Origin of the sequence: Flavihumibacter profundi (assembly GCF_020076305.1) — a bacterium.
GTDB classification, from domain to species: Bacteria; Bacteroidota; Bacteroidia; order Chitinophagales; family Chitinophagaceae; genus Flavihumibacter; species Flavihumibacter profundi.
This window is the reverse complement of sequence record NZ_JAIQXE010000004.1, coordinates 89,661-110,759: the sequence shown is the minus strand read 5'-3', so window position 1 is coordinate 110,759 and position 21,099 is coordinate 89,661. Positions and strand designations below refer to the sequence as shown.

The 21,099-nt window shown below is 45.9% G+C and carries 20 protein-coding genes; 8 read left to right on the top strand and 12 right to left on the bottom strand.

The window, feature by feature from the left end:
- The first annotated feature begins 56 nt into the window (after positions 1–56).
- The 3 genes from odhB (at position 57) to LAQ65_RS18820 (ending at position 5,176) form a co-directional block, all read left to right on the top strand.
- Positions 57–1,601: a 2-oxoglutarate dehydrogenase complex dihydrolipoyllysine-residue succinyltransferase gene (gene odhB / locus LAQ65_RS18830; RefSeq protein WP_224118560.1), complete on the top strand. Its 1,545-nt coding sequence runs from the start codon at positions 57–59 to the stop codon at positions 1,599–1,601.
- A 6-nt stretch (positions 1,602–1,607) separates the two neighbouring features.
- Entirely contained in the window at positions 1,608–2,774 is a 1,167-nt protein-coding gene (locus LAQ65_RS18825) for an RsmB/NOP family class I SAM-dependent RNA methyltransferase (RefSeq protein WP_224118559.1), read from the top strand.
- Between the two features lie 236 nt (positions 2,775–3,010).
- Complete coding sequence (locus LAQ65_RS18820) at positions 3,011–5,176, top strand: outer membrane protein assembly factor BamB family protein (protein ID WP_224118558.1); 2,166 nt, start codon at positions 3,011–3,013, stop codon at positions 5,174–5,176.
- On the opposite strand, the gene LAQ65_RS18815 is transcribed toward LAQ65_RS18820, so the two are convergent.
- Both LAQ65_RS18815 and mnmA read right to left on the bottom strand, forming a co-directional pair.
- Complete coding sequence (locus tag LAQ65_RS18815; protein ID WP_224118557.1) at positions 5,173–5,946, bottom strand: hypothetical protein; 774 nt, start codon at positions 5,944–5,946, stop codon at positions 5,173–5,175. The two genes, LAQ65_RS18820 and LAQ65_RS18815, sit on opposite strands and share 4 nt — an antisense overlap.
- Positions 5,947–5,959: 13 nt before the next feature.
- Positions 5,960–7,066: a tRNA 2-thiouridine(34) synthase MnmA gene (mnmA, locus tag LAQ65_RS18810; protein WP_224118556.1), complete on the bottom strand. Its 1,107-nt coding sequence runs from the start codon at positions 7,064–7,066 to the stop codon at positions 5,960–5,962.
- 183 nt (positions 7,067–7,249) lie between these two features.
- Here mnmA and LAQ65_RS18805 point away from each other — a divergent pair, with 183 nt between their 5' ends.
- The 3 genes from LAQ65_RS18805 to LAQ65_RS18795 all read left to right on the top strand — a co-directional run bounded on the left by LAQ65_RS18805 (position 7,250) and on the right by LAQ65_RS18795 (position 10,193).
- Positions 7,250–7,681 (top strand): single-stranded DNA-binding protein, encoded by a 432-nt coding sequence (locus tag LAQ65_RS18805; RefSeq protein ID WP_224118555.1) that lies wholly within the window; start codon positions 7,250–7,252, stop codon positions 7,679–7,681.
- A gap of 61 nt (positions 7,682–7,742) precedes the next feature.
- Positions 7,743–8,822 (top strand): Ldh family oxidoreductase, encoded by a 1,080-nt coding sequence (locus LAQ65_RS18800; protein WP_224118554.1) that lies wholly within the window; start codon positions 7,743–7,745, stop codon positions 8,820–8,822.
- Between the two features lie 51 nt (positions 8,823–8,873).
- Positions 8,874–10,193 (top strand): aspartate kinase, encoded by a 1,320-nt coding sequence (locus tag LAQ65_RS18795; protein WP_224118553.1) that lies wholly within the window; start codon positions 8,874–8,876, stop codon positions 10,191–10,193.
- A 43-nt stretch (positions 10,194–10,236) separates the two neighbouring features.
- Here the strand turns inward: LAQ65_RS18795 and LAQ65_RS18790 are convergent, their stop codons facing one another.
- The 4 genes from LAQ65_RS18790 to LAQ65_RS18775 all read right to left on the bottom strand — a co-directional run bounded on the left by LAQ65_RS18790 (position 10,237) and on the right by LAQ65_RS18775 (position 14,989).
- A complete protein-coding gene (locus LAQ65_RS18790) occupies positions 10,237–11,175 on the bottom strand; it encodes an alpha/beta hydrolase (RefSeq protein WP_224118552.1) in 939 nt (312 codons plus the stop codon).
- 112 nt (positions 11,176–11,287) lie between these two features.
- The gene (gene queA / locus LAQ65_RS18785; protein WP_224118551.1) at positions 11,288–12,337 is read right to left on the bottom strand and encodes a tRNA preQ1(34) S-adenosylmethionine ribosyltransferase-isomerase QueA; all 1,050 of its coding nucleotides are present in this window, start codon (positions 12,335–12,337) and stop codon (positions 11,288–11,290) included.
- 149 nt (positions 12,338–12,486) lie between these two features.
- Positions 12,487–14,208, bottom strand: a complete 1,722-nt coding sequence (locus tag LAQ65_RS18780; protein WP_224118550.1) for an ABC transporter ATP-binding protein — start codon at positions 14,206–14,208, stop codon at positions 12,487–12,489.
- Between the two features lie 10 nt (positions 14,209–14,218).
- On the bottom strand, positions 14,219–14,989 hold the full coding sequence (locus LAQ65_RS18775) for an AMP nucleosidase (RefSeq protein ID WP_224118549.1): 771 nt from the start codon (positions 14,987–14,989) through the stop codon (positions 14,219–14,221).
- A gap of 80 nt (positions 14,990–15,069) precedes the next feature.
- Between LAQ65_RS18775 and LAQ65_RS18770 the strand changes: the two genes are divergently transcribed.
- A complete protein-coding gene (locus tag LAQ65_RS18770) occupies positions 15,070–15,513 on the top strand; it encodes a type I restriction enzyme HsdR N-terminal domain-containing protein (protein WP_224118548.1) in 444 nt (147 codons plus the stop codon).
- 7 nt (positions 15,514–15,520) lie between these two features.
- Here LAQ65_RS18770 and LAQ65_RS18765 read toward each other — a convergent pair whose 3' ends face one another.
- The 5 genes from LAQ65_RS18765 to LAQ65_RS21230 all read right to left on the bottom strand — a co-directional run bounded on the left by LAQ65_RS18765 (position 15,521) and on the right by LAQ65_RS21230 (position 18,978).
- Positions 15,521–16,939, bottom strand: a complete 1,419-nt coding sequence (locus LAQ65_RS18765) for a Glu/Leu/Phe/Val family dehydrogenase (protein ID WP_224118547.1) — start codon at positions 16,937–16,939, stop codon at positions 15,521–15,523.
- Between the two features lie 52 nt (positions 16,940–16,991).
- Positions 16,992–17,219, bottom strand: coding sequence for a CcmD family protein (locus LAQ65_RS18760; protein ID WP_224118546.1), 228 nt, complete (start codon positions 17,217–17,219; stop codon positions 16,992–16,994).
- Positions 17,212–17,880: a cytochrome c biogenesis protein CcsA gene (gene ccsA / locus LAQ65_RS18755; protein ID WP_224118545.1), complete on the bottom strand. Its 669-nt coding sequence runs from the start codon at positions 17,878–17,880 to the stop codon at positions 17,212–17,214. Before ccsA ends, LAQ65_RS18760 begins: the two co-directional genes overlap by 8 nt.
- Positions 17,881–17,923: 43 nt before the next feature.
- Positions 17,924–18,574: a heme exporter protein CcmB gene (locus LAQ65_RS18750; protein WP_224118544.1), complete on the bottom strand. Its 651-nt coding sequence runs from the start codon at positions 18,572–18,574 to the stop codon at positions 17,924–17,926.
- Between the two features lie 113 nt (positions 18,575–18,687).
- Positions 18,688–18,978: a hypothetical protein gene (locus tag LAQ65_RS21230; RefSeq protein WP_224118543.1), complete on the bottom strand. Its 291-nt coding sequence runs from the start codon at positions 18,976–18,978 to the stop codon at positions 18,688–18,690.
- Between the two features lie 91 nt (positions 18,979–19,069).
- On the opposite strand from LAQ65_RS21230, the gene LAQ65_RS18740 reads away from it, so the two are divergent.
- Positions 19,070–19,768 carry a hypothetical protein gene (locus tag LAQ65_RS18740; protein WP_224118542.1) on the top strand — a complete coding sequence of 233 codons (699 nt, stop codon included), beginning with the start codon at positions 19,070–19,072 and terminating at the stop codon, positions 19,766–19,768.
- Here the strand turns inward: LAQ65_RS18740 and LAQ65_RS18735 are convergent.
- Positions 19,741–21,009 carry a 3-deoxy-D-manno-octulosonic acid transferase gene (locus LAQ65_RS18735; RefSeq protein ID WP_224118541.1) on the bottom strand — a complete coding sequence of 423 codons (1,269 nt, stop codon included), beginning with the start codon at positions 21,007–21,009 and terminating at the stop codon, positions 19,741–19,743. The genes LAQ65_RS18740 and LAQ65_RS18735 overlap by 28 nt on opposite strands.
- Positions 21,010–21,099 lie beyond the last annotated feature (90 nt).

Genomic DNA, 21,099 nt, shown 5'->3' with positions numbered 1-21,099 from the left:
GGAATGACCTTTCGTGAATTTTGCAGGTATAAATTTTGATTCTTGAATTATTTTGTATGATTGATATAAAAGTTCCAACAGTTGGGGAGTCTATTACAGAAGTAACCCTTGTAAAATGGTTAAAACCGGATGGCGCCTATGTTCAGCGTGATGAAGTGATCGCAGAACTTGAAAGCGAGAAAGCAACTTTTGAATTGAATGCTGAGCAGGCCGGTGTATTAAGCACTAAGGCTGCCGAGGGAGATACGCTGAAAATTGGTGATGTGGTGGCAACGATTGACGATAAAGCTGCAGCCCCTGCCGGCGCAGCTCCTGCTGCGGTGCCTGTAAATGCAGCACCTGTTGTTGAATTTGAAATTGAAGCAATCCCGGCAAAAGCGGCCGGGAAAGGTATTATTGAAGTTAAGGTTCCGGTTGTTGGTGAATCTATATCAGAAGTTACCCTGGTTAAATGGTTAAAGAAAGATGGTGATTTAGTGCAACTGGATGACGTGATTTGCGAACTGGAAAGTGAGAAAGCCACTTTTGAATTGAATGCTGAAATAGCCGGACAAATTTCCCGGGTGGCTAAAGAGGGTGAGGTGTTGAAAATTGGCGCAGTGCTTGCCAGCATCAATTCCGATATACCGGTACCGGTAATTGTTAGTGCTCCGGCACCTGCAGCAACTATAGCCCAGCCTGCTGCAGCGAATGCACCGGTAACAGCAACACCGGGTGATTTGAAAGCAAGTCCCGTTGCCGCAGCGATCATCGCTGATAAAAAACTCGATCCCAAATCAGTTACTGCAACAGGTACCGGAGGAAAGATCATGAAGAGTGATGTGCTTGATGCCCTGAATAACCCGGGTCGCAAACCAGGCGCTGAAATGTTCACCCGCAATGAGAAGCGTGAGAAGATGAGCAACCTTCGCAAAACAGTATCACGCCGCCTTGTAGAAGCAAAGAACACAACAGCCATGCTCACTACTTTTAATGAAGTAGATATGGGCCCGATTATGGCGATCCGCGCGAAATACAAAGACAAGTTCAAAGAGATCCACGGTGTTAACCTGGGCTTTATGAGCTTTTTTACCAAAGCAGTTTGCTATGCACTGCAGGAATGGCCTGCCGTAAATGCTTATATCGATGGTGATTCCATCATCTATCACGATTATTGCGATGTATCCATTGCAGTATCTGCACCTAAAGGCCTGGTAGTTCCTGTAATCAGGAATGCCGAAAGCCTTAGTATGGCAGGCATTGAGAAGAAAGTGGTTGAACTGGCTGGCAAGGCCCGCGACAATAAGCTGTCTATGGATGAAATGCAGGGTGGAACTTTCACTATCACCAATGGTGGTGTGTTCGGGTCACTGATGAGTACTCCGATTATCAATATTCCTCAGTCTGCCATCCTGGGCATGCATAAAATACAGGAACGTCCCATGGCAGTAAACGGACAGGTAGTTGTCAAACAAATGATGTACCTGGCACTGAGTTATGATCACCGTATTATTGACGGCCGTGAATCGGTAAGTTTTTTGGTACGCGTAAAAGAACTGCTGGAAGCCCCTGAATTATTGTTATTCGGTAAAGATCCGGTGAAGACCTTACTGGAAGTTTAACTTACCATGTTTGCCGCAGCACACGTTCAGACAGCCCTTCAACTGGTTCAATCCTATAAGGGTGACATGCCTTTTGTTCATTATTCAAAAACCTATTTCAGCGCACATAAAAAACACGGTTCGCGCGATCGCAAACAAATATTGCAATTGTGTTACTGCTGGTTTCGCATGGGCCACACCCTGCAACAGTGGCCACCTGAGCAACGCATGCTGACCGGGTTGTTTTTATGTTCCGATACACCCAATCCTTTGTTGGGAGCGCTGAAACCAGATTGGAATGAAAAAGCCATTTTGCCGCTGGCAGAAAAATGTTTGCTTGCAGGATGCGGTGAACATGAACTGGCTATATTTCCCTGGACGGATGCTTTAAGTGCAGGCATTGATGCCGGTTCTTTTTCACTCTCCCATTTGCACCAGCCCGATTTGTTTATCAGGATAAGGCCCGGCCATAAGAATGCCGTTATTAACGTGCTTGAATCTAAATGGATCGAATATAAACTGGTAGGTGAAAATAGTATCCGGCTGCCCAATGGATTTAAGGTGGAAGAACATTTTGTGTTGAATAAACAAGTTGTGATACAGGACCTTAGTTCACAAAAAGTGGGTGAATTGTTTGAATTATTATCACCGGCACTTGTTAAAAAGGACCCTTTCAGGATATGGGACGCCTGTGCGGCAAGCGGTGGAAAAAGTATTATGGCGATCGATAAATTCCCTTCAGCCTCCTTAACAGTAACGGATAAGCGCACTTCAATTTTGCATAACCTTACCGAACGGTTCCGGTACGCCGGGATCAAAAATTACCACCGTTTTGCAGTTGACCTTTCGGAGCAGGAAGCATCCATTCCACAACAGGATTTCATCATTGCCGATGTGCCCTGCAGCGGCAGCGGAACCTGGTCGCGAACCCCTGAACAGTTAACCTGCTTTGATCCCGCTTCCATTTCCACCTTCAGTGCCCTGCAACGAAAAATAGCCGGTAACGCCCTAAAAAAGCTTTTACCCGGCGGGTACTTTTTGTACATAACCTGTTCAGTTTTCCGCGAGGAAAATGAAGGGAATATTGCTTTCCTGCTCCAGGATAATTCTCTCCAATTGATAAGGCAACACATTATTGATGGTGTTGAAGACCATGCCGACACCATGTTCGTGGCACTGCTGCATAAACCATGAGTAATTAACCGGTGATTGACCAACAATGATTGCTCTGAATTCCCTTTCTGATTTATCGCTCCCTGTTTATCTATATAATATATAGAACCAGGCCGGATGTTTCTGGCAATGCTGCCCTTCTTACCCACAACCAGTTTCCTGATCGCAAAACCATGGGAAGTAAATGAAGGATATTTTCCTTGAACTCATTCCTGGGTGAATTGAAATTCCCCGAAAAATAATTTTTAAATTACCTGATGAAAAACATTTTGGCCTGGAACCTATTGTTGGTTTTTGGGATGTTTGCGGCTATGCCATCCTGTAAGGAATCAACCCCTGCATCAACAAGTTCAAAAGGGTGGGAAATTTATGGCGGTTCCAAAGAAGGCACGCGTTATTCAGATCTCTCGCAGGTTGATACCAGTAATGTACAACAACTGGAAATAGCCTGGACATACCATACCGGTGATGCAGATGCGGCTCATTTTTCCCAAATCCAATGCAACCCGATTATCATCAATGGTGTATTATACGGCACTACACCTCAACAAAAAGTATTTGCGATTGATGCGGGAAAAGGTACGCCCATCTGGACTTTCAACCCTTCAGGCGAACCTGGTGGCGATGCCGGATTTTTTGTTATGAACAATATCCGTGGTATTACCTACTATTCAAACGGTACTGACCAGCGTATCTTTTTTACCGCCGGTCCTTACCTGCACTCCGTTGACGCAAAGACCGGGAAGCCTGATACTGCATTTGGGCAAAAAGGCAAACTCGACCTGCATGATGGCCTTGGACGCGATGTAAAAGACTTATATATTACGTACACTTCCCCCGGTATTATTTATAAAGACCTGATCATAATCGGATCCAGGGTGGATGAAGGGCCGAATGCAGCACCCGGACATATCCGTGCTTACAATGTTCACTCTGGAAAACAAGAATGGATCTTCCATACTATTCCACAGCCAGGGGAACCAGGTTACGAAACCTGGGAGGACCCCGAAGCATGGAAACATATAGGTGGAGCAAATTGCTGGACTGGTTTCACGCTTGATGAAACAAAAGGCATACTGTTTGTTCCCGTTGGATCGGCATCCTATGATTTTTATGGCGGGAAGAGAAAAGGCGCTAACCTGTTTGCAAATTGCCTTCTTGCGCTCGACGCAGCCACAGGAAAGCACATCTGGCATTTTCAAACTGTGCGCCACGACCTGTGGGACCGCGACCTTCCTGCAGCGCCGGCTCTTGTAACAGTGATGCATAAAGGAAAAAAGACCGAAGCAGTTGCACAGCCCACGAAAACCGGGTATATTTTCTTACTCGACCGGTTAACAGGCGAACCGCTTTTCCCGGTTGAAGAGGTGCCTGTGCCCACTGCTACCGACCTGGCGGGTGAAAAGCCCTGGCCTACGCAACCCCGGCCAATAAAGCCTGCACCGCTGGTCAGGCAATCTTTATCTGCGGATGATATTAACGACCTCTTATCCGAAGAGGAACAGGAATCCCTGAAAAAAGTACTGGCGTCGCTCAGCACAGGGCATATGTTCAACACGCCTTCCAAAAAGGGCACCATTATTTTTCCGGGTTATGATGGGGGCGCGGAGTGGGGTGGACCTGCTTTTGATCCGGTAACAGGATTATTATACGTGAACGCAAATGAAATGGCATGGGTACTTACCATGGTGGATGCAGAGAAAATTGCGGAACACGAAACATGGCTTGATGCCGGTAAACGTATTTACAGGCAGAACTGCATGAATTGCCATGGCCCGAACCGCGAAGGTGGAGGTAATTATCCTGCTTTAACCAATGTGCCCAAAAATTACAATTACCAGCAGTTCACTGAATTGTTGCAGGGAGGCCGCCGCATGATGCCCGCCTTCAAACAATTAAATGAGGAAGAACGCAAAGCCGTAGCTTCTTTTATCCTGGAGAATAAAGCGGAGCAGGCCAATAAATTCTTAACCCCTGTTGTAATAGATAGCTTTCTAAACCTCCCTTATACCGGTACAGGGTATAATAAGTTCCTGGCTAAAAATGGTTTGCCTGCTATCCGTCCGCCCTGGGGTACGCTAAATGCCATTGACTTAAACACAGGTGAAATTGCCTGGAAAATTCCACTCGGGTCAGAACCTGAATTGAAAGCAAAAGGGATCGGGACCGGCACGGAAAATTATGGTGGTCCGGTTGTTACTGCAGGTGGACTCGTATTCATTGCGGCAACAAAAGATGCTAAGATGCGTGCATTTAATAAGCGCACCGGGAAATTGCTTTGGGAGTATGGCCTGCCTGCATCGGGATTTGCAACGCCGGCTGTTTACTCGGTTAATGGCAAACAATATATTGTAATCGCCTGCGGGGGTGGAAAACTGAAAACAAAATCAGGGGATAGCTATGTTGCTTTTGCCTTGCCTTAATTGTGGCTGATCATCCGTAATGTGATGCCACCGCCATTCTTATACCCGTAGGGATACGGCGGACCAGGGGTTCGCGCCAGGTAGTTCCAGTAAACCAGGTTTTTATAAATCAGGCCAATATTTTTCGCATATACTTCAACACTATAGGTACGATAAGCGTCCTGGTCTATATCAATAGGATTGTAATTATCTGCAAATCCTGATCCTATGTCAGTTTGCAGCACGGTAACGGTATTTTCAACAGGCGTTTCAAAAGGTGCATAAGAGCCGCCCACCTGGGAGTAGGAATATTCCCAGGCATCGAGGTAATCAAGTGGTCCACCCGGAGTGGTATTGATATGGGTATTACCATACCAGTAAACATTTTCCTTAATGGGGTAAATCATTTTCTGGAATCGAAGGTTATTCTCCACCACTTCCACATCCGATCTTGAAAGGGTGATGTAATAAGTATCGCTGGGTTCCCAGTCAGATTCATTGTTGCTGTCGAGCGGTCGCAGGTAGCGGAATATCCGCCAGCTTGGATGCCCCAGGTTATCGGTAATCAGGGTGTCTACAAGATCTTTGGCCTGGTAACTCCTGGTCGTGAATGCGGTATCATTTAAGGGGACTTTCACCAGTGAGTCAAGTTGGTAAATGGTATATTTTCCAGGCTGCAGGTTAAAATATGCTTCGAGGGTTCCATCTTCCATGGTCACGGATTCTTTACCACAGGAACTCATCCCCATCAACACCAGCACCACAAGGAAGAATCCGATCGATTTTTGCATAGCGAAGTAACGATTAATAGCCTGTAATATTGCGTTGGATAATACCCCCGCCAATCACATCATTCCCTTCATAAAAAACAGCGCTTTGTCCGGGTGCGATGCCTTTAACATCGTCGAAAAATTTTACGGTAACACCATTTTCATGATGGTGCAAAGTAGATAAACTTCCTTTGTCTTTATAACGAATTTTCGTTGTTGCTTCCATACCATCAGTTATGCCGTCGTATTTGATCCAGTTGATCCTGCTCACTACAGTTTCAGAACGGTTCAGGTCTTCTTCATCACCCAATACAACCGTATTGGTATCGGGATCAATGCCGGTTACGAATACGGGGCGGCCAAGGGCGATATCGAGACCCTTACGTTGGCCGATGGTGTAAAATGGATAGCCTTTGTGCTTGCCCAATATTTTACCATGCTTATCTACAAAAGCCCCACCCATAACCCGATCTTCCAGTCCGTCGACTTTTTTCTTCAGAAAACCGCGGTAATCGTTATCGGGCACGAAACAAATTTCATAACTCTCGGCTTTTTTGGCAAGTTCAGGATAGCCGAAATCATGCGCCATCTGGCGGATCTCGGTCTTGCGGTATTGGCCTAAAGGAAGCATGGTCCTGCTCAGCAGGTCCTGCTGCAATCCCCATAAAACATAACTCTGGTCTTTGGTTTCATCAACCCCTTTGCTGATAAAATACCTGCCATTCGTATGCTGGTTGATGATGCCATAATGGCCGGTAGCGATAAATTCGCAATCAAGGGCATCGGCGCGTTTCAGGAGAGCCCGCCATTTGATATGTGTATTGCACATCACGCATGGATTTGGGGTGCGGCCGGCCAGGTATTCTTCCACGAAATTATCGATCACGAAATCGCCGAATTCTTCCCGGATATCAAGCACGAAATGCGGGAAGCCATGTTGCACAGCAGCCATGCGGGCATCATTGAAAGACTCAAGGTTGCAGCATCCTGTTTCCTTTTTACTGGTTCCGGATGTGGCATAATCCCAGGTTTTCATGGTGATGCCCACCACTTCATATCCCTCCTGGTTCAGCATCAGGGCGGTAACGGTACTGTCAATACCCCCGCTCATAGCAACCAGTACTTTCCCTTTTCGGCTCATAGATTCCAGTTAAGTCGGCAAATATACGAAGGATTTGAAAGATGGTTGTATATGCAAACAAGATGACGGGTAGTGAGAGGTTACGAAAAGTTATACACAAGGGTTAAAGAACGGTATTTACAGCACGATTGTGGGTGTAAATTGCCAGACAATAATTTATTTACGTAGCTAAATTTTAACGTTATGATCAAGCTTCAGGTAATCGGCAATCTCGGCAGGGATTGCGTGACCAACAATGTGAATGGCAGGACAGTGATGAATTTTACGGTGGCGCATACTGAAAGGTATAAAGATGCCCAGGGCAACCAGCAGGAAAGGACCATTTGGGTGGATTGTGCGTATTGGTCTGATCGTACCGCTATTGCGCCCTACCTGAAAAAGGGAACCCAGGTATATGTGGAAGGAACTCCTGAAGTGCGCACTTATCCAAAAACCGATGGCAGCACAGGTGCTTCGTTATCCTTGCGGGTGCAAAGTGTGCAATTGCTGGGAACCCGCACAGAAAATGCAGGTGGTGCCGGCTTTGGACAACCTGCTTCAGCAGCGAATTATGGCAATACCAATACAGTACCAGCCCCTGCAATGGAAGCTGCCAACGATGATTTGCCCTTTTAAATCACTGAATGTACAAGGGGCTGTCTTTCAGGCAGCCTCTTTTTATGCCCAAAAATGAACTATGGCCTCAGATGTATATACCCTTGACCAGTTATCGGAATTTACCCGCCGGGTGTTTTTGCAGATTGGCTGTCCCGAAAAAGATGCTACAACGGCTGCCAAAGTTTTGTTGAGCGCAGATCTGCGCGGTATCGATTCCCATGGCATTGCCCGGCTGAGTGGTTATGTACGGCTTTGGGAAGCAAAAAGGGTAAATGCGGAACCCCAATTAAAAATCATCCATGAAACGCCTTCTACCGCTGTTGTGGATGGAGATGCCGGACTTGGCCTTGTAGTGGCGCCCTTTGCCATGCAGGTGGCCATCGATAAGGCCCGGCAGGTGGGTACGGGCTGGGTGAGTGTCCAGAACAGCAACCATTATGGTATTGCTGCCTGGCACGCCATGATGGCCCTGGAGCATGACATGATTGGTATCAGCATGACGAATGCCAGTGCCCTTGTGGCACCAACCTTTTCGGTGGAAAGGCTGCTGGGCACCAATCCAATTTGCGTAGCCATTCCTGCCGGTGAGGAAGCTGCTTTTGTGGCTGATATGGCCACCACTACTGCTGCCAATGGGAAACTTGAGATCCTGCAACGGAAAAAAGAAGCCGCACCGGTCGGCTGGATCCAGGATGCGGTTGGCGCATCCACTACCGATGCCCATGCGTTGAAAAATGGCGGTGCCCTGCTGCCATTAGGTGGCGACAGGGAACATGGCAGCCACAAGGGTTATGCGCTCGGGGCGATCGTAGATATTTTTTCCGCCATATTGAGCGGGGCAAATTATGGCCCATGGGTACCCCCATTCCCGGCCTATGTACCGATGCCCACCGGTATGCCTGGAAAGGGAATTGGCCATTTTTTTGGGGCGATGCGTATTGATGCTTTCAGGCCTGCGGAGGATTTTAAACAGCATATGGACAATTGGATACAGCGTTTCAAATCGGCAAAGACGGTAGAAGGTGCGGAAAGGGTAATTGTTCCGGGTGAACCGGAACTTGAATTGGAAAGGGAACGCAGGGAATCAGGCATACCATTATTGGGGCCCGTTGTAGCTGACCTGAAATTGCTGGGGGAACGATTCTCAATTCCATTCTGAATGCAGTAAATTCGCATCCGCAAAAACCAAACAAAAAAATAAACAGTAGCGATGAAAGTAATGAAGTTCGGTGGCACGTCGGTCGGAAAACCAGAACGGATGCACCAGGTGGCACAGTTGATTACAAAAGATCAGGAACCCAAAATTGTAGTTTTGAGCGCACTGAGTGGCACCACCAATACACTTGTTTCAATCGGTGATGCGTTATCAAAAGGAGAGAAGGATGAGGCAAAAAAGATCGTCGATAAACTGGAAGCGCATTACCACGACTTTGTAAATTCCTTGTTGCACCAGGATGCTACCCGCGCAAAAGCAAATGGTATTTTGGCCGAGCATTTTGAATTCCTGAATATCATCACCAAGATTTCCTTTAACGAAGCACTGAATAAAGATATACTGGCCCAGGGTGAGTTGATGAGTACCAAATTATTCTCTGTATATCTCGAAGAGCAGGGTATAAAACATGTATTACTGCCTGCCCTGGAGTTCATGAGCATTGATGCCAACGACGAACCGCATGTGGAAGCCATACGCCAGAAACTGATGCCGGTTTTAGCAGCGCATCCTGGAATTGACCTGTTTATTACACAGGGTTACATTTGCCGCAACGCGCGTGGTGAAGTGGATAATTTAAAACGCGGCGGAAGCGATTATACGGCATCGTTAGTGGCAGCTGCGGCCAATTGTACAGTCTGTGAGATCTGGACTGATATCGATGGAATGCACAACAACGATCCGCGTGTTGTGGACCGCACCGTGCCGATAGAACAACTGAGTTTTGAAGAAGCCGCCGAGCTTGCCTATTTCGGGGCCAAGATACTTCACCCTACCTGCATCTGGCCGGCACAGCAGGAAAAGGTTCCGGTGAAACTGCTGAATACCATGCAGCCTGAAGCCACCGGTACCGTAATTACCCAGGAAGCTGGTTCTGTAGGTGTGAAAGCAGTTGCTGCGAAAGACGGCATCATTGCTATCAATATAAAGAGTAGCCGGATGTTACTTGCTTATGGCTTCCTGCGCAAGATTTTTGAAGTGTTTGAAAAATACCGCACGCCAATTGATATGATCACTACATCTGAAGTTGCCGTTTCGGTAACCATTGATAATCCTTTATTCCTGAACCATATAATCAAGGAACTGGAACCATTTGGTACTGTGGAAGTCGACACTGACCAAACCATTGTTTCTATCGTTGGCAATGATATTGCACAGACCAAAGATATCCTGAGCCGCCTTTTCGACTGCCTGAGACCTGTGCCTGTGCGAATGGTAAGTTATGGCGGAAGCCGGCATAACGTTTCTCTGCTGATCCCTTCTGCCTTCAAGGTTGAAACGCTTCAGTTGCTGAACAGGGGACTATTTAATTTGTAATCTTAAGTGTCTGATACCTGTCTGAAGGTGTCAGACACTTATCCTAAAACTTTGAAGTCCGCTTTAGGATAAGGTCCATCCCAAACATCCATTCTTTCACGTATTTCATCCAATCGACGTCGCTGGTTGGGTTTTTAAGTCCAAAGCCATGACCGCCTTTTTCATAGAGGTAGACATCATGCTTTACATGGGCTTTCTCCAGGGCATCAGCGAATACCAGGGTATTTTCTACCTTAACTCCCCTGTCGTCTTTGGCGTGCATTAAAAAGACAGGTGGCGTTTTTTTGGTGACTTGTGTTTCGAGAGAGAAAAATTTCACTTTATCAGCAGCTGGTTCCTTTCCTAATAACTTCTCACGGCTCCCTTTATGGCCAATATCATCATTGAAACTGATCACCGGGTAAGCCAGTATGACAAAATCGGGCCGCAGCGATGTTTTCAGCGGGTTAGCGATAAAAGCCTGGTCGAAATGAACTGCTGCGCTTCCGGCAAGGTGACCGCCTGCACTGAAGCCCATGATGCCGATTTGTTTGGGATCAATCTGCCATAGTTTGGCTTTCTCCCGTACCATTTGTATCGCCCGTTGGGCATCTTGTAAAGGCCCAATTGTAGGATCAGGCATTGTCTCGGCTGAAGGGAGGCGATATTTCAAAACGAAAGCGGTAACCCCCCACTGGTTAAAAACCCTGGCCACAGCATCACCTTCATGATCAGCAGCCAGCACAAAATAGCCGCCACCCGGACAAATAATCACTGCAGTGCCGTTTGCTTTATCTGCAGGCGGAAGAAAAACTTTCAGCGTTGGTTGGGTTACACCTGAAGTAAGCATATTCCCATTCCCCGCTTTTTCCGTTTTCTCCAATACCTCTGAGGGCTTACTGTTGGGAACAGAATCAGCAGGATATAATGGTATTATATCCTGGGCATGCACGCTGCAGAGGGAAAGAAAGGATAGTGCCACAAAAAGAATTCGCTTTTTCATGCTACAAAATAGCACTTAACCGGTAAAAAAAAATCCTGGCAATTCGTGTTTTATGTGAATAAACACTTAAAGCCAGGATTGTTTACAGGATAAAACTGTATACACTGATTATTTAGATCACCAGCATGGCATCGCCATAACTGAAGAAACGATACTTGTCTTTGATCGCTTTTTTGTAAGCTTCCATTGCCAGGTCATAACCTGCAAAAGCACAGGTCATAATCAGTAAGCTTGTTTTTGGCAGGTGGAAATTTGTTACCAGCGCATCTGCAATTGAAAACTGGTAAGGCGGATGGATAAAGTGGTTCGTCCAGCCTTCAGATGGTTTCAATAATTTTTCTGCAGTGAAAGAAGATTCAATTGCGCGCATGGTTGTTGTTCCTATAGAACAGATGCGGTGTCCGCCTGTCTTTGCTTTATTTACGATCTGGCAGGCAGTGTCCTGGATCTGGTAATATTCTGCATCCATTTTATGTTTGCTGAGATCTTCAACTTCAATTGGACGGAATGTGCCCAACCCGGTATGCAGGGTAACTTCTGCGAAACGGATACCCTTAATTTCAAGGCGCTTGATCAGTTCACGACTGAAATGGAGTCCGGCTGTTGGTGCAGCTACAGCTCCTTCATGTTTGGCATAAACAGTCTGGTAACGCTCTTTGTCTTCTTCATCGGGTTTGCGCTTGATATATTTTGGAAGGGGTGTTTCGCCCAAAAATTCGAGCATCTGGCGGAACTCATCGTCGGTGCCTTCCCAAAGGAAACGGATGGTACGGCCGCGACTGGTAGTATTGTCTATCACTTCCGCAACCAATTCATCGTTTTCACCGAAATATAATTTGTTACCAACCCTTATTTTACGGGCCGGGTCTACGATAACATCCCAAAGCCGATTGGGCTTATTGAGTTCGCGAAGCAGGAAAACTTCAATTTTGGCACCAGTTTTTTCCTTACGGCCATACATGCGTGCAGGGAATACCTTGGTGTTATTCACAACAAATACATCCTTGTCATCAAAGTACTCTAAAATGTCGCGGAAATTCTTGTTCTCAATTTGTCCTGTTTTCCGATGGACAACCATCATTCGGCTGTCTTCTCTTTTTTTCGCAGGGTGCTGGGCAATAAGGTTGAGGGGGAGGTCGAACTTAAACTGTGATAGCTTCATGTATAAAATGGTTTTTGCAACCATCAGCCACACGACACAAACCTGGAGAATCAAAAAACGGGGTGTCTGTACAGCCCGGTCTTACGGCACCGGGTTTGTAATCATGTTACGGCATGATGTTAAACGGGTGCAAAGGTAAGGAATTTCCTTCATATTCCGACACCCTGGTTTCCAGGTATAGAATCCAGCAGGTTTTTGGTATAGTCAGACTGCGGATGGGAAAAAACGGATTCTGCAGGTCCTATTTCGGCCATACGGCCCGATTGCATTACTAAAATGCGGTCGCTGATATAACGCACTACGCCCAGGTCATGGGATATAAATAGTGCGGTAAAACCAAATTCAGCTTTCAGGTCATTGATGAGGTTCAGCACCTGGGCCTGCACACTTACATCCAAAGCGCTGACGCTTTCATCAAAAACAATAAAACCAGGATTCAGGGCCAGTGCCCGGGCAATTCCGATCCTTTGGCGCTGGCCGCCGCTGAATGTATGCGGGAAGCGGTTAAAATGATCAGCCTGCAGGTTAACTTTTTCAAGCAGCTCCACTACTTTTTCTTTTCTTTCCCGGCTATTTGCACCAATGCCATGCACTTGCATGGCTTCTTTGATTGCTTCTCCAACTGTAATCCTTGGGTTGAGTGAAGCATAAGGATCCTGGAATACAATCTGGATGTCTTTGCGCAATTTTTGCAGGGATCGACCTTTTAGTGATAGCAGGTCCTTTCCCCTGTGCAGTATTTGTCCGCCGGTTACCGGTATCAACCGCAGCAAGGCCCTGCCCAGGGTTGTTTTCCCGCAACCAGATTCGCCAACCACACCCAGCGTTTCCCCTTCCAGTACATTAAAACTAATGCCATCTACCGCTTTGGTAAACGTGGCAGGCCTGCCAAAAAAATTCCGGCCGGTGGGAAACCATACTTTAAGCGCATCAATTTGCAGTAACGGTGTGCTGCCGGAATAGTTTTTTTGCACCGACTGTATGGCTGGTGCAATTACCTGCTCAGAAAAATTGTTACCAGGCTGCCAGAAATCACTCACAACCGGAAGCCTCCTTCCTCTGGGATGAAGTATCGGCCGGCAGGCGAGGAGTGCCTTTGTATATGGGTGTGCGGGATGATTGAAAATGGCTTCAGTGGTGTTTTGCTCTACAATTTTCCCCCTGTACATCACCACCACTCTGTGTGCAATATCTTTTACTACCCCAAGGTCATGGGAAATAAAGATCAATCCCATATTCGTTTGTGCCTGCAAGCTAGCCAGCAACTCCAGTATACTCTTCTGGACTGTAACATCCAGTGCGGTTGTTGGTTCATCAGCAATCAGCAATGCTGGATCGCAGGAAATGGCCATAGCAATCATCACCCTTTGTTTCTGGCCGCCGCTGATTTCGTGCGGATAACATTTCATAATTCTTTCGGGATCGGGTAACCGCACTTTACGGAATAAGTCAAGGCACTGTTCCCTGGCCTGTGAAGTGGAAATTTCCTGGTGCGCCCTGATTGCTTCAATCACCTGGTTGCCACAGGTAAAAACCGGGTTCAGGGAGGTCATGGGTTCCTGGAAGATCATCGAAATAGCAGACCCACGGATATTCCTGAGGGCAGGCCCTGAAAGGGTTAGTAAGTTTATAGTGGTTTTACCGTCTTCACTGAAAAGCAATTTGCCTGAAGGGAAGTTTGTTATTTTTTGGGGCAGCAATTGCAAAAGCGACAAGGATGTTACCGACTTTCCTGAACCGGATTCCCCGACAATGGCGACAATCTCACCACGGTTAACTGTAAACGTTATATTGTCTATAGCCCTGGTGCGCTTTTCCCCCTGGTTGAAATCAACGGTCAGGTCTTGTATGGTTAGTAAGGGTTGTTGCAAAAGAAGGATATTAAAAGCGAAGGTGCTTTACCGTTAGTCCCTCGTTTATCAGTTGCATCAGGGAATCCACACCGATCCTTATATGCCGTTCCACGTATTCGCTGGTTACTATTTTATCACTTTCTTCCGTCTTTACACCTTCAGGTATCATGGGTGAGTCACTTACCAGAAGTAATGCGCCGGTAGGGATTTTATTATAGAAACCTACTGAGAAAATAGTGGCGGTTTCCATATCGATGGCATAAGCCCTTATTTTTTTCAGGTATTCCTTGAAGTGTTCGTCATGTTCCCAAACCCTTCTGTTAGTAGTATACACGGTTCCTGTCCAGTAGTCTACTCCAAGATCACGGATAGTTGTAGAGACTGCTTTTTGCAGGGCGAATGCAGGTAAGGCAGGCACTTCGGGTGGGAAGTAATCATTGGAAGTTCCTTCGCCGCGGATGGCGGCAATAGGCAATATCAGGTCGCCGACTTTATTGGTTTTTTTTAGTCCACCGCATTTGCCAAGGAATAATACAGCTTTGGGTTCAATGGCCGAGAGCAGGTCCATCACGGTAGCAGCTGTGGGACTGCCCATGCCGAAATTGATGATGGTAATATTATTAGCTGTAGCGCATTGCATGGGTCTGTCTGTGCCTATCACCTCCACATTATGCCATTGAGCAAACCAGGCAACGTAATTGCTGAAATTCGTGAGCAGGATATATTTACCAAATGCCTCCAAAGGCTGCCCTGTATAACGGGGTAGCCAGTTTTCAACGATCTCTTCTTTGGTTTTCATAGTCCTAATTTACGATTCAATTCCAATAATACGGGTATGGCAATAATTGTTATCCGGGTTTCGAAGTTTAGCTTTGGTGCATGATTTCCCTGGAATTTCCTGATTTCCCGTTTCGCTGGCGTGAACAAAATGGTAAGCGCCAGATATTTGATGAGACCCGCAAAAAGTGGGTGGCGTTTACCCCGGAAGAATGGGTGCGCCAGAATTTTTTGCAATACCTGCTGCAGGAAAAAAAATATCCAGCCACTTTAATAGCAATTGAGAAGGAGTTGAAAATTGGTGAATTGACCAAGCGGTTTGATATACTGGTTTATGATTACCAGCACCAACCATGGCTGATGGTGGAATGTAAGTCTATGGATGTTGCCATCAATGATGCAGTTGTACACCAGGTATTGCGCTATAATATTGCAATTCCTGTCCGTTTCATTGTTGTTACCAATGGTACTAAAACCTATTTTTTTGAAAAAAAAACCGGCAGGCTGGAGCCAATCCAGGAACTGCCGGTGTGGAAAGAATTGTAGGGTTCCGCTATGGGAATATGCCTAATTCATTATAGCTCGTTGCAACCTTATTTATGGCTACAACATATGCTGCTGTGCGCATATCAGGGATAGCCGGATTTTTCTTCCAGCAATCAATGATTTCACGTGTTGCATTTATCATTGTTTCTTCCAGTCCGGAGTATACCAGGTCTACCTCATCAGCACCGTGTTCAATTTTTTCTTTCGCATTATCATCAACTTTTTTACCAGTCAGCCCTTCAATCTGGTTGATAATATCTTTATTCTGGTTCTCTGTAAAGCGTTTTTCCAACCTGCCATAACGGACATGGCTAAGATTTTTTAGCCATTCGAAATATGATACGGTTACACCGCCGGCATTCAGGTACATATCCGGAACAACCAGGACGCCTTTTGCAGCCAGTATTTCATCAGCTTCCGGCGTCAGTGGCCCGTTCGCGGCTTCTCCGATTATTTTTGCTTTTACCCTTGGTGCATTATCCCCGTTTACAACATTTTCCAATGCTGCAGGAATAAGGATATCACAAGCCATTTCCAGGGCATCATTGGATGATGCAAGGTTGGTTGCACCCGGGAAATTCAGGATGGATCCTGTTTTCTTTCGGTGCTGGAATACCTCTTCTTCATTTAATCCGGCTGCATTTGTAATAGCGCCTTCATATTCTGCTATTGCAATCACTTTAGCGCCACCTTCCCTGAAATATTTTGCGGCATGATAGCCTACATTTCCCAGGCCCTGTACTACTACAGATTTGCCAGCAACGCCCATTGCCAGTCCTAATTTCTGCATGATATCTGGCATTGCGCAAACTTCGCGGATACCATAAAAAACGCCCAATCCTGTCGCTTCCCTGCGGCCCCGTACACCACCTTGTGTTACAGGTTTTCCGGTAACACAACCCAATGCATCAATTTCACCGGGCTTCATGCTCATGTAAGTATCGAGAATCCAGGCCATTTCGCGTTCGCCGGTTCCATAATCGGGAGCAGGTACGTCGGTACCCGGACCAATAAAGTTTTTCTTAATCAGTTCATGTGTGTAACGGCGGGTAATTTTTTCCAGTTCATAAGCAGTGTATTTTTTCGGGTCGATGGAAATGCCCCCTTTCGCACCACCAAAAGGAACGTTTACAATAGCGCATTTGTAGGTCATCAGCGCGGCCAGTGCCATCACTTCATCGAGGTTAACCGAAGTTGAAAAACGGATACCCCCTTTACAGGGAGTTTTGTGGTGGGAGTGCTGCACACGATAGGCCTTTATCACCTCTATTTTATCACCGATTTTCACAGGGAAATGCATGCGGTAAACTGAGTTACATTGTTTGATCTGTTCCAGGATTCCAAGGTCCCAGTTTGTAAACTTGGCTGCCTTATCAAAACTCTGTTCTACTGCTCCAAAGAAGCTGTACTCTTGATGTCCAGACATGTGTTAGGTTTTTGAAATGTGTTTTTTATATGTGTTTAAGCAATCGCAAAGTTTACTTATTCTCCAGCCTGCTGATTTTCTTATCGAGGCTGATAAGGTAAGCGAAAAGTCCGGCAAGAATGGTAATGACAACAGCCACCACTACATAAATTTTTCCGTTAGAGCGCATCCCATCTGCCATTTGAACCGGTTCGTCGGGCATTGTTGTCTGAGCTAGTGCAGCCAGATTAAAAAATAACACAAGGCTCATAGCACCCAAAGCAGCAATTATTTTACGCATTATTCAGTTTTTGTTCTTCAAGTAATTTCAGGCGAATCCTAAGTGATGTAATCCAAACACCTAGTAAGGTCCAGCCAGGCACAGCAGCCGGATAAAACAACATGCGCATCCTGGCATCAATATCATTGGTATTTAATGCGGGATTGCCCATGCCACCGGGGTGAAGGCTTTCTACCAAACGTGGTATGATCCAGATTGTTGGAAATAACATGGCAAAGGCGAAGATGTTATACACGGCACCGATACGGGCCCTCTTATCAATATCGATCATTGAGTTCCGCAATACCTGGTAAGCAAAATAGATTAAGATGGCAATTACTGCCCCGATTTGTTTAGGGTCGTTGCTCCAGGCTTTTCCCCAGGTATAATTGGCCCAGATCATGCCGGTAACCAGTCCAAGCAGGCCAAACAGGATACCGCTATTGGCATATTCCACAGCATAGGTGTCATAACGCATATTGCCGGTACGCAGGTACCTTACTGAGTTGACAACAGAAACCCCAAAGAAGATCATCATTCCAAACCACATGGCAACATGGAAATACAGGTTGCGGATGGTTTCATTCAGGATTGGTTTTGCTGGAACACCCCCGAGAAACCCGGCGGTGGATACGATCAGCAGCAAAACGACACAAAGTATTTTCCACCATGATAGTCGCATAGGATGAAATAAGTGGGGCAAAATTAGGGTATTTGGGTTGGTTTCAGTCTTTCCAGAGAAAGGGAAATAAAATGACTGCCAATACGATAACGAGGAAATCGAGCCCTGCCAGCAGTAAAACAATTTGGGTAAGGCTTTCCTGGAATACAGAACTAAATGCGGTATTGGACAGTTTCATCATCAGCAATAGCTGTGGAATAATAAGCGGGAATCCAAGGATGGCCATTAATGCCGCATTCTGCTGGGCCCGGGCAGCAATGGCGGATAAAAAAGTAAATACAAGGCTCAGCCCGAAACCGCCAAAAACAGCCACTCCCATAAACCGCCAGCCATTTTGTACCGGGTTACCCAGCAGAAGGCTGAATAATAACCAGCCAACAATACTTAATAATGCCATCAAAAGGGCGTTGAAGAGTAATTTGGACAGGATGAAGTCCCTTGACCCGGCAATAGAATAAAAGTACAAAAGCCTGCCCCGGCTTTCCTGGAGAAAACTTTTGGCCACGGCATTAACGCAAACAAAGAGCTGTATCATCCAGAAAAGTCCATTCCACACCTGGCTTTCAGGTTGTCCCATGGCCAGGTAAAGTACAAAGATGGTACTGGCCACATACAGCACAATTCCATAAAATGTGTATTGGTGCCGGAATTCCAGCAACAGGTCTTTTTTAAATAAAGCGAGGATGTATTTCAAGTCAGCAATATTATTAACTAATCTTTATCGTAATAGAATTTTTCATTTAGTGGCAGATAAGACGTGGTTTCTCCGGGTAAAAACTGGTATTGCATGGCCGATTTCGGTTAGCTTTAATAGGCAATATTTCCACATTTTACGCAAATGGCATGCAAGTTGGTAATTAAAATGTCTTGTGAATTGTCATTTGTGGAGGATTGAACGGCTATTTCATCGTGTGACACAATATTTTTCTTGCTAAAGCGTACATCTGGTACCTGCCTGAAGATACCAACCTTCAGATTGGCTTTTTTTACCCGCTGTAGGCAAGGGATCAGTTCTTCGGTTTTACCGGAAAATAGGGGTCTCCGAATAACAACTAACCAAACATGACGGCTGACATATAGAGCTGGTTTTATAAACATAAATAATTGGTAGTCTGAGACAAACCTTTTTTTCGTTAGTTTTTGTTATAACTTTATGAAATCCAATACTAACCCAAAAGTACCATATCGTATGGAAAGAGTAAAAGCGCTGATTAATAAGTTGCAGGAACAACTAAATCAGCAGGCTGATGCAGCATCACTCCTGCTTACGGCTCAGTTGCTGGAGGCCGAATTATCGGCCCATGTTCTTCCCCTTGTTAACCGGACCGTAAGCACAAAAGTTGCTGTCGTAATGCCGAGTGCTCACAGGCATGCGGAACAGCCTATTCCTGCTGAACCTGTTGCTGCGAAAACAGAAGTTAACACAAAGCTGCCAAAGACTATTCAGGATGAAGCTGTTCCGGAAACTGAACCGGAAATAGCAAAGAAACAAACTGATTGGTTACATAACCTGATGCAGCAGATACCTACCCTTGCCCACCAAAAAGACATACGGGAAATCAATGAAGTAATCAGCCACCAGAACGGTGCATCACTGAATGAAAAGTTGAAACAATCTTCAATAGAATTGGGTGAAACCCTTACCCGTGAACCACTACGTGACCTGAAAAAGGCAATTGGCGTGAACGATCGTTTTGTATTCGTTAATGAACTATTCAGGGGTGATGAGGTGATGTATGAAAGAAGCATCAAAACCATCAATTCTTTTAATGTATTGCAGGAAGCAGAATACTGGATAGAAAGGGAACTTAAACTTAAACTCGCCTGGGATGACTCAAAAGAGGCTGTCCACCATTTTTGTCAATTGGTGATAAGACGGTTTTCCTGAATATAGTTTGAAATCAATGCTGTTGCACCTTTGCGGCTTTTTACAAAATCAGATGCTGCCCTTGCGGCTTCCGCATGAACTTTTTCATCTTCCAGCAATTCAGTAAGTTTTACTTCCAGTTCCAGTGCACTTTCAACAGTAAAAGAACCGCCCGCAGCAATCAGGTCTACCGCTTCCGGGAATTTTTCATAAACGGGACCATATATTACAGGTACCCCATACACCGCCGCCTCCAGGATATTGTGAAGGCCATCGCCCCCAAAACCGCCCCCAATATAGGCCACACTGGCATAATAGTACAATTTGGCCAGCATCCCGATATTGTCTATGATCAGCACATTAGGGGTATCAGGACCTTCCGGCATTGCAACCGGATTTTTTACCCAATGAGAATACCGTATGGAATGCGCAAATAGCTGCTCAATTTCTTTTAGGTGCATTTCACCAATTTCATGCGGGGCAATGATAAACCGGAGTTTCTGGTTTGAATTGGCAAAATGGTCCAGTTCCTCTTCATCTTCAGGCCAGGTACTACCGGCCACAATAGCCTTTTTCCCATTGATAAACTGTTCTATCAGGGGCAAGGGTTCAAACTGGGCAGCAATTGCTGAAACCCTGTCGTAGCGGGTATCACCGCTTACGGATACAGAATAAGAGCCAATTTTTCGCAATTTTTCCACAGAATCCTCATTCTGTACGAAAAGGTGGGTAAAACAGGATAACATATAACGGTGCAGCTTTCCGTACCAGTGAAAAAACGGCTCTGTTCCCCGGAATAGTCCGGATACCAGCAATACCGGTACTTTCAAGGCCTTCAGGCGGTGGAGGTAGTAATACCAGAATTCATAACGGATCCACAACACCAGGACGGGTTGAACCATTTCGATGAATTTCCGGGCAGTCCTGGCCCCGTCCAGCGGTAAATAGCAGGTGATATCAGCCCCGGGGTAGTTTTTCCTGATCTCATAGCCTGAAGGTGAAAAAAAGGTTACCAGGATAGTATGGCCCGGGTAAATTGACCGGATGAACTCCAGCAATGGCCGCCCTTGTTCAAACTCACCCAATGAAGCGCAATGCATCCAGACTATTGGGCCGGTTTTCTTGCCCAGCGCCACTTTCAGGGCATTTTGCCAATTCTTGCGGCCATCTACCCAAAGGCGGGCTTTAGGATTGAAAATTGCAGCCAGGTGGAGGGCTGACCGATACACTAAAAGGAATAAATTATATAGTAAAAGGCTCACGAAATCAAATTGTTATTGTGGTGCAAAACTAAATTCAAACTTTCACCCTACCTATATTTTGCTATTTTTGTGCGCATTTAAAAAGAAGGT

Excerpts from the sequence above, each read along its gene's own strand:
- odhB (WP_224118560.1), top strand. The coding sequence starts at position 57 with ATGATTGATATAAAAGTTCCAACAGTTGGGGAGTCTATTACAGAAGTA.
- LAQ65_RS18825 (WP_224118559.1), top strand. The coding sequence starts at position 1,608 with ATGTTTGCCGCAGCACACGTTCAGACAGCCCTTCAACTGGTTCAATCC.
- LAQ65_RS18820 (WP_224118558.1), top strand. The coding sequence starts at position 3,011 with ATGAAAAACATTTTGGCCTGGAACCTATTGTTGGTTTTTGGGATGTTT.
- LAQ65_RS18815 (WP_224118557.1), bottom strand. The coding sequence starts at position 5,946 with ATGCAAAAATCGATCGGATTCTTCCTTGTGGTGCTGGTGTTGATGGGG.
- mnmA (WP_224118556.1), bottom strand. The coding sequence starts at position 7,066 with ATGAGCCGAAAAGGGAAAGTACTGGTTGCTATGAGCGGGGGTATTGAC.
- LAQ65_RS18805 (WP_224118555.1), top strand. The coding sequence starts at position 7,250 with ATGATCAAGCTTCAGGTAATCGGCAATCTCGGCAGGGATTGCGTGACC.
- LAQ65_RS18800 (WP_224118554.1), top strand. The coding sequence starts at position 7,743 with ATGGCCTCAGATGTATATACCCTTGACCAGTTATCGGAATTTACCCGC.
- LAQ65_RS18795 (WP_224118553.1), top strand. The coding sequence starts at position 8,874 with ATGAAAGTAATGAAGTTCGGTGGCACGTCGGTCGGAAAACCAGAACGG.
- LAQ65_RS18790 (WP_224118552.1), bottom strand. The coding sequence starts at position 11,175 with ATGAAAAAGCGAATTCTTTTTGTGGCACTATCCTTTCTTTCCCTCTGC.
- queA (WP_224118551.1), bottom strand. The coding sequence starts at position 12,337 with ATGAAGCTATCACAGTTTAAGTTCGACCTCCCCCTCAACCTTATTGCC.
- LAQ65_RS18775 (WP_224118549.1), bottom strand. The coding sequence starts at position 14,989 with ATGAAAACCAAAGAAGAGATCGTTGAAAACTGGCTACCCCGTTATACA.
- LAQ65_RS18770 (WP_224118548.1), top strand. The coding sequence starts at position 15,070 with ATGATTTCCCTGGAATTTCCTGATTTCCCGTTTCGCTGGCGTGAACAA.
- LAQ65_RS18765 (WP_224118547.1), bottom strand. The coding sequence starts at position 16,939 with ATGTCTGGACATCAAGAGTACAGCTTCTTTGGAGCAGTAGAACAGAGT.
- LAQ65_RS18760 (WP_224118546.1), bottom strand. The coding sequence starts at position 17,219 with ATGCGTAAAATAATTGCTGCTTTGGGTGCTATGAGCCTTGTGTTATTT.
- ccsA (WP_224118545.1), bottom strand. The coding sequence starts at position 17,880 with ATGCGACTATCATGGTGGAAAATACTTTGTGTCGTTTTGCTGCTGATC.
- LAQ65_RS21230 (WP_224118543.1), bottom strand. The coding sequence starts at position 18,978 with ATGTTTATAAAACCAGCTCTATATGTCAGCCGTCATGTTTGGTTAGTT.
- LAQ65_RS18740 (WP_224118542.1), top strand. The coding sequence starts at position 19,070 with ATGGAAAGAGTAAAAGCGCTGATTAATAAGTTGCAGGAACAACTAAAT.